General features: G+C 29.1%; 12 protein-coding genes. 7 read left to right on the top strand and 5 right to left on the bottom strand.

Features of this window, described 5'->3' with window-relative positions; all coding sequences use genetic code 11:
• Nucleotides 1-131: 131 nt before the first annotated feature.
• On the top strand, nt 132-443 hold the full coding sequence (locus ACREV6_RS12075) for a hypothetical protein (RefSeq protein ID WP_431578279.1): 312 nt from the start codon (nt 132-134) through the stop codon (nt 441-443).
• A gap of 37 nt (nt 444-480) precedes the next feature.
• Here the strand turns inward: ACREV6_RS12075 and ACREV6_RS12070 are convergent, their stop codons facing one another.
• Nucleotides 481-1,332 carry a DMT family transporter gene (locus ACREV6_RS12070; RefSeq protein WP_431578278.1) on the bottom strand — a complete coding sequence of 284 codons (852 nt, stop codon included), beginning with the start codon at nt 1,330-1,332 and terminating at the stop codon, nt 481-483.
• Between the two features lie 255 nt (nt 1,333-1,587).
• Between ACREV6_RS12070 and ACREV6_RS12065 the strand changes: the two genes are divergently transcribed.
• Nucleotides 1,588-1,731 (top strand): hypothetical protein, encoded by a 144-nt coding sequence (locus ACREV6_RS12065; protein WP_431578277.1) that lies wholly within the window; start codon nt 1,588-1,590, stop codon nt 1,729-1,731.
• A gap of 86 nt (nt 1,732-1,817) precedes the next feature.
• Here the strand turns inward: ACREV6_RS12065 and ACREV6_RS12060 are convergent, their stop codons facing one another.
• A complete protein-coding gene (locus tag ACREV6_RS12060) occupies nt 1,818-2,369 on the bottom strand; it encodes a GNAT family N-acetyltransferase (protein WP_431578276.1) in 552 nt (183 codons plus the stop codon).
• A 112-nt stretch (nt 2,370-2,481) separates the two neighbouring features.
• Nucleotides 2,482-3,405 (bottom strand): DUF2156 domain-containing protein, encoded by a 924-nt coding sequence (locus tag ACREV6_RS12055; protein WP_431578275.1) that lies wholly within the window; start codon nt 3,403-3,405, stop codon nt 2,482-2,484.
• 310 nt (nt 3,406-3,715) lie between these two features.
• Here ACREV6_RS12055 and ACREV6_RS12050 point away from each other — a divergent pair, with 310 nt between their 5' ends.
• Nucleotides 3,716-4,420 (top strand): cytochrome c biogenesis CcdA family protein, encoded by a 705-nt coding sequence (locus tag ACREV6_RS12050; protein ID WP_431578274.1) that lies wholly within the window; start codon nt 3,716-3,718, stop codon nt 4,418-4,420.
• A 30-nt stretch (nt 4,421-4,450) separates the two neighbouring features.
• Entirely contained in the window at nt 4,451-5,056 is a 606-nt protein-coding gene (locus ACREV6_RS12045; protein WP_431578273.1) for a TlpA disulfide reductase family protein, read from the top strand.
• A gap of 91 nt (nt 5,057-5,147) precedes the next feature.
• Here ACREV6_RS12045 and ACREV6_RS12040 read toward each other — a convergent pair whose 3' ends face one another.
• Nucleotides 5,148-8,543: an ATP-binding protein gene (locus ACREV6_RS12040; protein ID WP_431578272.1), complete on the bottom strand. Its 3,396-nt coding sequence runs from the start codon at nt 8,541-8,543 to the stop codon at nt 5,148-5,150.
• Nucleotides 8,544-8,828: 285 nt separating this feature from the next.
• On the opposite strand from ACREV6_RS12040, the gene ACREV6_RS12035 reads away from it, so the two are divergent.
• The 3 genes from ACREV6_RS12035 (at nt 8,829) to ACREV6_RS12025 (ending at nt 12,554) form a co-directional block, all read left to right on the top strand.
• A complete protein-coding gene (locus ACREV6_RS12035) occupies nt 8,829-10,214 on the top strand; it encodes a sulfurtransferase (RefSeq protein WP_431578271.1) in 1,386 nt (461 codons plus the stop codon).
• Between the two features lie 679 nt (nt 10,215-10,893).
• Nucleotides 10,894-12,135 (top strand): HlyC/CorC family transporter, encoded by a 1,242-nt coding sequence (locus tag ACREV6_RS12030; protein ID WP_431578270.1) that lies wholly within the window; start codon nt 10,894-10,896, stop codon nt 12,133-12,135.
• Nucleotides 12,136-12,362: 227 nt separating this feature from the next.
• Nucleotides 12,363-12,554 (top strand): hypothetical protein, encoded by a 192-nt coding sequence (locus tag ACREV6_RS12025; protein WP_431578269.1) that lies wholly within the window; start codon nt 12,363-12,365, stop codon nt 12,552-12,554.
• A gap of 174 nt (nt 12,555-12,728) precedes the next feature.
• Here the strand turns inward: ACREV6_RS12025 and ACREV6_RS12020 are convergent, their stop codons facing one another.
• Complete coding sequence (locus ACREV6_RS12020) at nt 12,729-13,835, bottom strand: DEAD/DEAH box helicase (protein ID WP_431578268.1); 1,107 nt, start codon at nt 13,833-13,835, stop codon at nt 12,729-12,731.
• Between the last annotated feature and the right edge of the window lie 84 nt (nt 13,836-13,919).

Genomic DNA, 13,919 nt, shown 5'->3' with positions numbered 1-13,919 from the left:
GTACTTTCAATATTTATATATTCAAAACAACACATTTTTTTAACATTCTTGTTTTTTTGTAAAAATATTATATAATTGTGTTATAATGTTTTTACATTATAATTGTTTTAGTTTATCTTGGAGGTGATTTTTTGAATATTAAACAATCTAAAACTAAAAATAGTTTATTTTTTGTAATGACAATATTAAGTGCTGCAGTTTATTTAATCACGTCATTATCATCATTTACTCTTTATGATAATGACTTAACAATACTGTTAATTTTATCATTTATGATGATTATTTTTAGTTTTATAGGTTCAGTTGTTGGAGTTATGGTAGTTAAGCCATATTTTAAACAAAGTATAACTGTAAAAACCATCATATTACTAGGTTTATTATTAGTTAATATAATAATTCTATTAAGGTCAACTATTATATTAACTATTACTATCTCTTTATAATGCTACTTATAAAGAGATAGTAATAGTTAAATGTGAATTATTGTGATTTTATAGTTGAATAAAAGGCAGTTCCTAAAATAATAACACCACCTAAAATTTCTCTTATAGTTGGTACCTCTCCAATAATAATCAGAGCAAAAATAATACCATATACTGGTTCCAAGCTAGAAATAATGCCTGCTGTTTGTGTTTTAACACTTTTTAAACCATTAATAAATAACGTGTGAGATATTGCAGTAAAAACAATACCTAATAAAATCAGTAAAAATATATCTGTAGGTTTAAAAATAGGTTTTAATAAAAATAAAAAAGGAATTAATACAAGTGTAGCTACGAATTGTTCATAAAAAGCAATTACTACACTTGAATATTCTTTTACATATTTTCTATTAAGCATTGATAGAATCGCATAGGTAAAACTAGACAATATTCCCCACAAAACACCCTCCGTTAAATTATCTCCTAACTTAAACTTTGGAACTACAAGTGCTACTCCCAGCAGTGTAATAATTGCAATTATAATGTCTCTTATCACAATTTTCTCTTTAAAAAAATAAGGTTCAAGAAAAGTAACAAACACAGGAAATGTAGAAAATATCAGGAGTCCTATTGCCACTGTAGAAACCTGAATTGATTTAAAAAAAGCACTCCAGTGAATTGCTAAGATTAATCCCATTACCGCTAGGTAAACATAATCCTTTTTCTGTTTTAATTTTATGTCTTTCTTAAGAAAAAGCATAACAACCAATAAAAAAACACTTGAAAAAAAGACCCTCCCTAGTACAATTATCATAGGTGGCAACAAAAGTAGTTTTCCAAATAACCCTGCTATTCCAAACAAAAAAACTGCTAGGTGAATTTGTGCTAAATCTTTATTTTTTATATTCACATACATACTCCTTCCTTATTTTTCTTTAAGCTCTCACATTTTTAAGTGTTCATACATTAATCTCTTTAATAATTTTACTTTACTATCCTTGTTATAGAAGTTATTTTACAAATATATTGGAAGTCCTTCAACGCTTACTCTTTGAAATTAGGAATAGTATTTTTAGCAATATTTATAAAATAATATAGTTTTTTAGTATAAAATAATTTTTTATGGCTACCATATTAAAGAATATTAATAAAGGAGATGTCTTTTATGAGCCAAAACAAAAACATTAAAGAAAAAAACCAAAACACTATTGCTAAAAGCGAAGATAGTAAAAATGCCAAAAACGGATATATGAGTAACGGAAATGCTAGCAAAACAGCTGCACAGCAAGGAACTAAAAACAAATACTAGGGAATATTAAATTAATGAAAAGCAAAAGACACAGTAGATTTTATACTTGCTCTACTGTGTTTTTTATATTTATTTAACTTTTATATTTATTTCACTTTTATTGTATCCCATTCCGACCTCAATATTCCATATAAATACATATCATACCGTTTGCCATCTCTATGAATAAATTCCCTATAGACCCCTTCTCTTTTAAATCCAAATTTTTCATATAGCTTTATAGCAGGTTCATTATATTCAAGCACAGTAAGCTGTATTTTATGGAAATTTAGTTCCTGAAATCCAAACTCCATAGTTAATTTAAGAGCTTCCGCTCCATAACCTTTGCCCCTATGTTTTTCACCACCTATTCCTATATATATTAAAGCGGTTCCATTATTCCAAGATATATCTTCAAATCCTGTAACTCCAATAAATTCTTCTTGATGAATATTTTTAATAGCAAAAATATAAGCTGTATTAGATTTTTGTGCCTCACTAACTAATTCTTTTACATCTTCTATGGTTTTAGGCATTGCACTCACTATATCATAATGACGCATAAAGGATGCATCATTGTACCACTTTTGAAATTCCAAAACATCTTCCTGGTTTATAGACGTAAGTTTTACTTTTTCACCAACCAAAAGATTTCTCATTTTATTATTACCTTCTCTCTAGCTTTAATTCCATATCTCATCACCTTGAGTGCTGAAATATGGTTAACTTTATTATCGAAAAAATAGACTAGCTATATGCTAGTCTATTTTTTTAAACATCACTTACTAAACATTGAGAAAAACTAAAAATGTATTTTTTCTCTAGTTTGAAAGGGTGATAAGATAGTTTAGATTTCCGTAGACCTGCAATTCCTAAGTCTTGTTCCCTGTTAATTATCTTAACATCACTGAAACATCTATCAACAAAAGTTTTGTTAATAAAGCTGTAGACGCCACTATAATCCATATCTGCCTTTTCTATATGAATTACTGCCAAATTATCATTTAGTTTTTCTCCTAAACTAAAAGCAACTATTTTTTCATCTACGTAAACAGCAATACCTTTAATATTTACAATTTCAATGTTTTTAAGAAGATCTTTTATTCCCTGTAATTCGTAATAAAGCATATCATCATCTTCTTCATTAATGGCATACCATTTTTCTGCAGCTACTATTACATCTCTTATCACTTGTTCACCTTTAATGTCTTTAACTTCATATTTGTAACTCTTTATAAAAGAATTATAATGATTCTTTTTACCATGAAGCTTCTTACCAGAAAGCTTTATAAGTTTTTCTGCTTCATATAAGTAGTCAAAATTATCTCTATCTTCTTTTATACAAATATCCCTAACATCATCATATATGTTACTTATCTCTTCCATAAACACTTCGTCAAGATCTTTAAATAAGTAGTGCATACTATTTTCTGTCTTATAGTCCATTAGTGCATCTATTATCTCTTTAAGATTTTCCGTGCTATAGCCCAAAGGCTGCATAAAATAGTATCTTCCTTCGAAATCCTTTTTCTTTATTATTAGAGCCCCTTTATGAATAGTAAAGCAAATATCACAAGCCTCTCTCCATATATATAAAGTTGTAAAAGAATATTCACAACTTAGGAATTTATATGGATATATAAATTTTTCTAAAGTATCTTTGTCTTCTATTGTAAGTCTTTTAAAAATCATCATATCAACCTTTCCCCTTAGGATATACCATAAACATCATCATATTTTAAGTTCATTTATAATTTTATACTGTTTGTTCATTTTTTGCAAGTAGATACTTATATGAACCATAGTTACTAATTGTATACCTATAATGATATCATAGTAGAATTTTTTTTCTGTAGTTATATTAACCATATTTTTAAATATAAATGCTACATGCAATATAATATGATATAGTATTACAATATGACAGCCTACTGTTATATGATAAACATGTAATTTTTCACTTGAATTCTTTTAACTTGTTAAGATCTTAGGAGGTGATGCATAATTGAACAATATTTCTCTTATATTAGCTTTTTCAGCGGGATTACTTTCTTTTTTATCTCCCTGCGTTTTACCACTAGTACCAGCATACATCAGTTATTTAACGGGAACAGCCGTTAATGAACTAGATGATAAAAAAGCTAAATTAAATATTTTATATAAATCTTTTGGATTTGTCATTGGTTTTTCTATTATTTTTATTTTAATGGGAGCTTCTATAACAACCCTAGGCAAAATTTTTATTTCAAATCAAAGCATTTTCAGAAAAATCAGTGGTTTACTAATGATAGTGTTCGGTCTTCATACCATGGGCTTATTAAAGATCAAACTACTTTATAGAGAAAAAAGATTTTTCTCCTTTAATAAAGCTAGTGGCAAATTCGGTTCTATACTTATGGGTATGGCCTTTGCCGCTGGTTGGACTCCCTGCATAGGACCAATTCTATCTTCCATTCTTATGTATGCTAGCAGTTCTGAAACCATAGGGAAAGGAATCCTTCTGCTTTCAGTATATTCCCTAGGTCTTGCTGTTCCTTTTATATTAACAGCACTTGCTATAGGTAGCTTTACAAAGCATAAAAATGCTATTTTTAAATATCTACCTGTAATATCCACTATAAGTGGAATACTATTACTTTTAATGGGTATATTAATATTCACTAATAAAGTGAATATTTTAAGCCGTTATTTAGATTTCTTTAATTTTTAGATTATTATCAAACTGATTGGAGGATTAATATTGAAAAAAATAATTTTACCACTAGTAGTTGTTTTAGTATTTGGAATAAGTATTTATACTGTAGTAGATTACAATAAAAACAAATCTAAGAATTTAGGAATAACTACTACAGAAAAGGATTCTGTTTCTAGCAAGGATTCTTCTTTTGGCAAAGATTCTTCTAGCAAGGATTCTTCCACGGTGAAAAGCTCTGATGCCAGTAAGATTGCTGCTTTAAATTTTAAACTTAAAGATTTAAACGGTAAAGATGTATCCCTTAGTGATTTTAAAGGTAAAAAAGTATTTCTTAACTTTTGGGCAAGTTGGTGTGGTCCTTGCAAAGCCGAAATGCCTACTATTGAAAAATTATACCAGCAAACAAAGGATTCTGATTTAGTTATTCTAGCTGTGAATATCGGTGAGGACAAAGCCAAAGTAAAATCTTTTATAGATACCAATAAATATAATTTCACTGTTTTAGTAGATTCAAGTCAAAATGTAGCTGCACAATATAATATTTCTGCCCTTCCTACTTCTTTCTTTATAGATAAGGAAGGCAATATTGTTTCTGCTATAAAAGGTGGTCTGACCCTGGAACAAATGAAAATAAATATTAGTAAACTATAAACTTATTTTACAATAGTATACCCACGCTAAAAATTTTAAATAATTTTCAGCGTGGGTATTTACTTATTTTATAATTCTATATACAATAAATCTATTTATAAATATCTGAGAACTCTATGGATAAATTTTCTTTATGGTTTGTTTCGAACCCATTCTTATTTTTAAGATTATCTTCCTCTTGCTTCATATCAATTGTTCTAACTGGTAGTGTTATTATAAATTCACTTCCTAATCCCTCAACACTATCTGCATGAATTTCCCCGCCATGCATTTCTACAAGAGATTTTACTAAGGCGAGTCCTATTCCGCTGCCTTCATTCTGCCTTGATGTGGATTTATCAATTTGAGCAAAACGTTCAAAAATAAATTCTAACTTATCTTTTGGTATTCCAATACCTGTATCCTTTATAGATATTTTAATAAAATCACCTTTATCATATATGTTGACTAGAATACTTCCATTTTTCTCTGTAAATTTAACCGCATTAGATAGTAAATTCAGCATAATTCTTTCTATTTTTTCTTCATCAAATGCAATAGTCTTTTCTTCTATATCAGTATCAAATATAAGGGTTATTCCATTGTTTTTTATATACTCAGCTACAGATTGCGATATTTCCTCTACAACATAAACTATGTCTCCATTTTTTAATTGAAGGCTTATATAATCTGTATCTATTTTAGTTGTGTCTATTATATTGTTTATAAGTCTAAGTAACCTTAGGGAGTTTTGATTCATAATATTGATATAATACTTTATCTTTTCATCACCTAGTTTTTTTGATCCATCAAGGGATCTTATTAATTGTATTGTGCTACAAATTACATTTAGAGGAGTTCTAAGTTCATGTGACAAATTAGCAAAAAAATCTGTTTTGACCTTGTCATATGCCATAAGTTCTTCAACCCGTTTACTAGTTTTGGCACTTTGCATACTAAGCTGCTTAACTTGATTATTAGCTATTCCAAGCTCATGTACTAAGGATAGTTCTTGCTTTACTGAATGCTTTAAAGTTATTAAAGTGTTTATTCTACAAAGTAGCTCGTGCATATTAAAAGGTTTCCTTAAATAATCATTTGCACCACATTCAAAAGATATAACTAAGTGCTCTAGGCTACTATCTGCAGTCATAATTAACACTGGCAGTTCAAAAATGGAATGTTTTTTCCTAATAATCTCACATACTTTATACCCTAAAATATCTGGCATCATCATATCAAGAATTACTAAATCCAAATCTGCAGTCTCTTCTACTATCCTCAATGCCTCTATTCCAGAAGTTGCTTCTAAAACTTCAAATTTGTCCTTTGCTAGATAATTTTTTAATACCTTTCGATTAACATACTCATCATCAACTATTAAAATTCTATATTTATCTTTGCTTGCTACTTTTATATTTTCATTATTATTTTTTTTACCATGCTCCAAAGATATGCTTACTAAATCAGGTTTTAACTCTAAGTACTTTGAATCTTCAGCTACTGTTTCTCCCTTGTTTTTATTTTGGTGGCTTTCCTTTGGATTAGCCCTTAAGTCTTCTGCAGTGCATAGTGGAATAGTAAACATAAATTTACTTCCTTTTCCTATAGTAGAGGAAACCCATATAGTGCCACCTTGTATTTGAATAAGTCGTTTAGTTAGATAAAGTCCTACTCCAGTTCCACCATATTTTTCTGAAATTCCATCCACCTGCTCATATCTATTAAAAATTTTATGAAGCTTCTGCTCTGGAATCCCTATTCCTGTGTCCATTACACAAATCTCAATAAAAGAATTTAATACAGCATAAGACAATGTTATCTTTCCTGTATGTGTGAATTTTATAGCATTACCAATTAAATTATATAAAACTTGCTGTATTCTGTCTTCATCCCCAAATACATAAGGTGCATCTTTATCAATCATATTTGTAAAAATAACATTTTTATTATTTATAGATATCCGGCTAAATTTTATTACCATCTCCACCACATTACTTATATTAACTGGTTTTCTATGTAATACAATTTCATTATTTTTAAGCTTAGAAAATGTCATCATATCATTGACCAAGTTAGATAATCTTTTAGCACTAGAGTTTACTAAAGATAAATCCTCTCTAAGCTCACCATCTAAATTACCTCCTTTATTGGTAACTATTCCTTCTGTTAAACCGATAATTCCATTCAATGGAGTTTTTAGCTCATGAGAAGTTACCGCAAGAAAATCATCTTTTAGATCGTTTAATGATTTAAGTTTTGCACTAATATTTTCAACACTGGAAAGTTTATCAGCTTGCTGCTTTGCTAAAACATAGTAATTTACAATAATGAATATTAATATGCCAATGGGTGCGAATGAATCAGTAAATACAATACTGTATTCATACAAGATATCGTTAATCCTTGTAATAAAAAGTGCAAACAAGCCTACCACAACTATAGAATCAGTTTGTCCCCGATTCATGTATATTTTAGAGATTTTGTACATCATATAAAATATAGATAACAGTGCAAATGCTTCAAAAGGCGCTATATAGTATAAATAATACTGAACGGGAAAAAAAATTATAATTAATGTATAAATTAAAGCTATATAATTAGATGTTTTAACTAATTTAGGTGACATTATTTTTTTATAAGATTTATTTATACACAAAATAATAAAGGGAATATATGAGTAAAATGTCCATATTTTTATTTTTGTAGAAAAGATATAATTAAAATCAGGTAATAGTGAAATTAAAAATCCTTCCCCCATAAATAACGTTCTAATGGCAATTATTACGCAAATCATTGCAAAATATAATTGCGCCTTGTCTTTTCTTCTATTAATAAAAACTCCAAAACTATATATAGCCGCCATTAGGCAACAGCCAAAAAGAAATAGACTTAGGGCTATCTTTTTCTCCCTCATCGCTGTAATTTCTTCTGATTTGCCCAGTACTAATGTGTCTATATATCCATATACATTATAAAAATTACTAACTCTAAGGACTAAATATGTTTCTCCTTTTTCTACATAAAAAGAGCCTATAGCTGGAGCTAATTGTGGAATCATTTTATTTTTAGCTTTCCCCACTTGTCCAATAGAGGTTATTAATTTATTGCCCGCCCAAAGCTCATATGCGTTTTGTATAAAATTTATTTTTACTGAATAAAGCTCCTCTTTATTATTCATAAGTAGCTTCAATCTATATGTACAATATCCATGACCACCAAAATTTCCTGGTAAATATTTGTATTTAAGATTTGTTTTAGCGTCACTTTTAAAATCCTCCGGTATAAGTAATTGATTATCATAAAACTCCCATTCTCCATTAAGTTTTATCATACCATCTGCTTTAAAATCCCAATTTCTCAGGTCTAATACCCCATTTACTGCCAAGGGTACATTTTTTTCTGTATGGCTAATTTCACCACTTCCTTTAATCATTGTAATAATAATAATTAAAGTTATTGATAGTAAAATAAATAATTTAATTTTATGCGACTTAGTTTTCGTCATGCATTAGCTCCTTTTTAATTATACTTATAGTAGAGTTTCAACTATATATTCACATATATAATAACATATATAATAACATTTCATACACTATATATACTATAAGTTCCCTGTATTTGATAAATACCAACAAAAAAATACACTTAATTGCATTAATTTTGGTTTCTTAGAGAATAATATATCACAACTATAGGAAATTCAAATAGTTAATAGCTTACTTATCAGAATAATTAATTAGTATATTTTGTCGCAATATGATAGAATTTTTTTTACTTAGGAGGGATTACTATGAAAAAATTTACAAAACTTATGTTAGCTACTCTTATTACTGTAACTACTGCAATGTCTTTTAGTGGTTGTTCAAATAATAAAGAGGTAAAAAAAGACACAACAACTAATAGTGCATCAGGGATTAAAACTATAAGCACTAAAGATTTAAAAGACAAACTAGGAAACAAGGACTGGGTAATAGTGGATACAAGATCAAATGGCGCCTTTAATGGTTGGAAACTAGATGATGTGCTGCGTGGTGGACACATAAAAGGTGCTACAGATTTTTCTGCTAATTGGTTAAAGGTAGAAGATAAGGAAAAGGATAAAATTTTAGAAAAAGCTTTAAAAACAAAAAATATTTTAGAAGATAAGAATATTGTACTTTGCGATGCAAACGGAAAAGATACACAGGCCGTTGCAACATACTTAAAACAAAAAGGAATAATAAATATTTATACATATGACGTTAAACAGTGGGCTGCTGATAATAGTCTTCCAATGGAAAACTATGCAAACTATAAGATATTAGTTCCACCTTCCTTTGTAAATGACTTGGTTAATGGCAAAAAACCAGAAACTTATACTAATGATAAATATAAAATTTTCGAGGTTGCCTGGGGAGAAGAGTCTAAAGATAAGGATTACGTAAAAGGACATATTAAAGGTGCAGTGCATATAAATACAGATGAAATAGAATCAGCTCCACTTTGGAGTATTAACTCCGATGCCGCTCTTCAAACATTTGCAGAAAAAAACGGATTAACTCCAGACACAACAATTGTTCTATACGGATCTGACCCAATGGCATCTTTCAGAATTGCTGCAATAGCAAAGTATATTGGAGTTAAAGATGTTCGAGTGTTAAATGGAGGAACTGCTGCCTTTAGAAATGCTGGTTATGAAACAGAAACAATTTCTAATCCAAAAAAACCTGTAAGTTCTTTTGGCGCTATTGTACCCGTAAATAAGGGATATATAATAGACATAAACAACGCAAAAAAAATATTAGCGGATAAAGCCAGTAGCAAGCTTGTAGATATAAGAAGCTGGGATGAATATACTGGCAAGATATCTGGTTATAGTGATTTAAAATTCATGGGAAGACCAGCCGGCTCTACTTGGGGTCATGCAGGTAGTGATGCAAATCACCTGCAAGACTATAGAAATATAGATAACACCATGCGTAATAAAGACGAAATACTAGCTATGTGGAAAGAGCAAGGAATTACTCCAGATCAAAGACTTTCCTTCTTTTGTGGTTCTGGTTGGAGAGCTGCTGAAGTATTAACCTATGCTGATGTAATGGGACTAAAAAACATTTCATTATACAGTAATGGCTGGTATGAATGGAGTTCAAACCCTAAAAACCCTGTAGAAAAAGGTGAACCAAAAGCTAAATAATAAATATAACACAAAAGGGCGTATTCAAAATATTGCCCTTTTGTGTTATATTTTAATAGCAAACATAATCTAGGGGAAGGAAGGTGCAAGATTTGAAAAATTCTACAAACAAAATGTTTAAAAGAATAATTACCCTGTTACAATTACTTATATTGGCTCCACCTTTGTTGCTCCAATATCTATCAGATCGAAAAATGGGTGTCATGCGATATCTGGTTTTTAAAAAAAATATGTTTTCAAAAGAAATTTTTACTTCTAGCTTCACATTTACCTATGCAAGCTTATTATTTTTAGGAATAATTTTTTGTATTATCTTTTTAATATATAGTTATGCTAAAAAAACGGATAATTCACTTAAAAAACCTATAGGTGGCCTTTTGGTATCCAATTTAATTTGCCTATTGTATGTATTTTCTTATAAATTTCAAACGCTTCTGTCTTATCACTATTTTTTAATAGCTTTTTTTATAATTATAATCCTACAATATGTAAAAATATTATCTATTGCACTAAATAACAAATTAACAAGATACTTTTCTAACTATCACTAGATTTTAACTAAGTGTATTTATATACAATATAATACAATAGTTTAAAATATTAATGATAATTTATTTTAATATCCCTCATTTTATGGTATAATTTTATTAGGTTATATCTTAAGGAGCGTGAACATATTATGGACCCCGATGCGTGGCAAATTATATTCTTAGTGATTTTATTATTATTTTCAGCCTTTTTCTCTGCTTCTGAAACTGCACTGATGACTTTAAGCAAAATTAGATTAAGACATATGGTAGACTCAGAAATTAAAGGTGCTGATCGAATTAATAGATTACTTAAAAACCCAAGTAAACTCTTAGGAAGTATTTTAGTAGGAAATAATGTTACCAACATCGGCGCATCTGCACTAGCAACTTCCTTAGCAATTACATATTGGGGAGACTCTGGAGTAGGTATTGCCACCGCTATAATGACAATTCTTGTATTAATTTTTGGTGAAATAACACCAAAGTCATTAGCTGCACAAAATTCCGAAAAAATCGCTTTAAAAGTTGCTCCACCACTAAGTGTAATTACCTTCGTTTTAAATCCACTTATTGTAGTATTAATTTATATAACAAATACATTTATAAAAATACTTGGTGGAGAAATTAATAAGCAAAAACCCTTTATTACTGAAGAAGAGTTGAAAACTATGGTCAGTGTAAGTCATGAAGAAGGGGTTTTAGAAGGCGAAGAGAAGCAAATGATTTATAATGTATTTGAATTTGGAGATTCACAGGCAAAAGATGTTATGACTCCAAGAACTGATATGATTGTAGCAAATGTAACCTCCACTTATGAAGAACTCATAAGAATTTTTAAACAAGAACAATTTTCTAGAATTCCTATATACCAAGAAACTATTGATAATATTATTGGAGTTCTATATCTTAAAGATTTAATTTTCTTCGAAAATGAAATAGAAGAATTTACTATAGAAAAACATATGCGTGTGCCTTATTTTACTTATGAATTTAAGAGCACTGTGGATTTATTTGCTGATATGCGTTTAAAAAGAGTGCCTATAGCAATTTTATTAGATGAATATGGTGGTACTGCGGGACTTGTAACAATTGAAGATTTAGTAGAAGAAATTGTTGGAGATATAGACGATGAATATGACGATGATACAGACCAAATTGAAGTTGTCAAAGAAGATGAATATATCGTTGCCGGTAATACGAGAATAAACATGGTTAATGAAATGATAGGCCTTAATATAGAGTCAGAGGATTTTGATACCATAGGTGGTTTCGTTACTGGAATACACGGAAGACTTCCAAAGACAGGTGAGACAATAATTTACAACGATACAAAATTCATTATACAAAACACCAGTAAAAATCGTATAGTAAAACTTAAAATTATAACTTAATATATTTTTAAAAAGTACACAGTACCTAATGATATTAGTTGTTGTGTGCTTTTTTCATTAGAAAATATAAGACATCTTTAAAAAATAGTCATTATACTAGTCTGTTTTTTCAAATGATTAATAAGTATATTAGAGTTTTAATTAGTTAAAACTATATGTACAATAGAGCAATTACAGTTTATTAGATACTAGCTATTTAAAATATTATAATTGAAGGAGGATTTATAATGAATAAGTTCCAAGGAATGGTGGAAGATGTAATGCAATCAATAGAAGAATCAAATTCTTTTAAATGTGAAACACGAAGTGATTTAAAAAAAGTAGCTAAAGCACTAGTTGAAACCCATGGAGCTGTACCAGATTTTCAAAAGTATGATTTAGCTTCTAAACATTGGAAGAGTGCCAAAAAATTTATTTAACGACATTTCAGAAGGACAGTCTCCTACTTCTATAAGTAGATGATGTTTTAACCATATTTTTATTAATGAAAGTGCAGTAAAATTACTAGCTTTTTAAAAATACTTAAAGTTGGCTATTAAACCAACTTTAAGCATTTTATCATTATACAGAATTAATTATGTAATAAAAATCCACTATAAAATCTTTCTAGGAATTTCACCTTTTATTTTCTTTTCTATAGCATCTAATAGATATTTATCTTTTGGAGCTGAAAATAAATATGTATATCCTTCTTCTCCCGCTCTTCCAGTTCTTCCTATGCGGTGTATATATGCTTCAGCAGTTTCAGGTATATCATAGTTATAAACATGGCTAACTCCATTTATATCTAGACCTCTAGATGCTACATCAGTAGCAATTAAATATTGAATATCACAGTGTTTAAATTCTTTCATTATTTTTTCCCGTTTTGCTTGAGTTATATCTGAATGTAGTTTTTTACAATTATAACCTTTTTTATAAAGAGCCATTTCAAGATCATCAACTCTTCTTTTAGTTCTACAAAAAATAATAGCCATAAATGGATTATCTTCATCTAAAACCCTGCATAAATCTTCTTGTTTTTTTCTATCTGTTGTTTCTATTAAAAATTGTTTTATATTTTCAAGAGTTGTTTGTTCCTTTTTAACGATTACTTCTTTAGGATCATTCATATATTTATATGCCATCTTTTTTACATCTGAACCCATAGTTGCAGAAAAACATAGTGTCTGCCTATTTTTAGGAGTTTTTCCTATTATATCTTCAATATCGTTTTTAAATCCCATAAGGAGCATTTGATCTGCCTCATCTATTACTAAGGTTTTAAGCTTATCAAGTTCAATTGTACCTCGCCTTAGATGGTCAAGTAATCTTCCTGGTGTTGCAATAACTAAATGAATATTTCCCTTTAGTTTTTTTAATTGCACCCCTATATCCTTACCACCATAAGCAGCCAAGATATTTAATTTTTTACCTTCTGCAAGTTTCTTAGCTTCGCTAGTTATCTGTATTGCAAGTTCTCTTGTAGGTGTAACTATTAATCCTTGAATTGTATTTATATCAGCAGACATATTATCAAACATTGGAAGTAAAAACGCGAGGGTCTTACCAGTACCCGTTTGTGCCTCCGCTATAACATCTCTACCATCCTTTATTAATTGGATACTTTGCTCTTGAACTGGAGTTGGCTCAGTTATTCCTTGAATTTTGAGCATGCTTAGAACATCGTCATTAATACCTAATTTTTTAAATTTTATCATTCTTATTTACCTTTCTATTGTAAACATATTTTTGTTATTCTATTATACCATTGGTGCCACCCACGTGGCAAGTGGCATGATTAA

Source organism: Clostridium sp. (genome assembly GCF_050717515.1).
Classification (GTDB): Bacteria; Bacillota; Clostridia; order Clostridiales; family Clostridiaceae; genus Clostridium_AD.
The sequence above is the reverse complement of the archived record's forward strand: the minus strand, read 5'-3'. Positions and strand labels throughout refer to the sequence as shown.

Coding starts and splice junctions, on each gene's coding strand:
- ACREV6_RS12065 (WP_431578277.1), top strand. CDS start 1,588: ATGAGCCAAAACAAAAACATTAAAGAAAAAAACCAAAACACTATTGCT.
- ACREV6_RS12060 (WP_431578276.1), bottom strand. CDS start 2,369: ATGAGAAATCTTTTGGTTGGTGAAAAAGTAAAACTTACGTCTATAAAC.
- ACREV6_RS12055 (WP_431578275.1), bottom strand. CDS start 3,405: ATGATGATTTTTAAAAGACTTACAATAGAAGACAAAGATACTTTAGAA.
- ACREV6_RS12040 (WP_431578272.1), bottom strand. CDS start 8,543: ATGACGAAAACTAAGTCGCATAAAATTAAATTATTTATTTTACTATCA.
- ACREV6_RS12035 (WP_431578271.1), top strand. CDS start 8,829: ATGAAAAAATTTACAAAACTTATGTTAGCTACTCTTATTACTGTAACT.
- ACREV6_RS12030 (WP_431578270.1), top strand. CDS start 10,894: ATGGACCCCGATGCGTGGCAAATTATATTCTTAGTGATTTTATTATTA.
- ACREV6_RS12025 (WP_431578269.1), top strand. CDS start 12,363: ATGAATAAGTTCCAAGGAATGGTGGAAGATGTAATGCAATCAATAGAA.
- ACREV6_RS12020 (WP_431578268.1), bottom strand. CDS start 13,835: ATGATAAAATTTAAAAAATTAGGTATTAATGACGATGTTCTAAGCATG.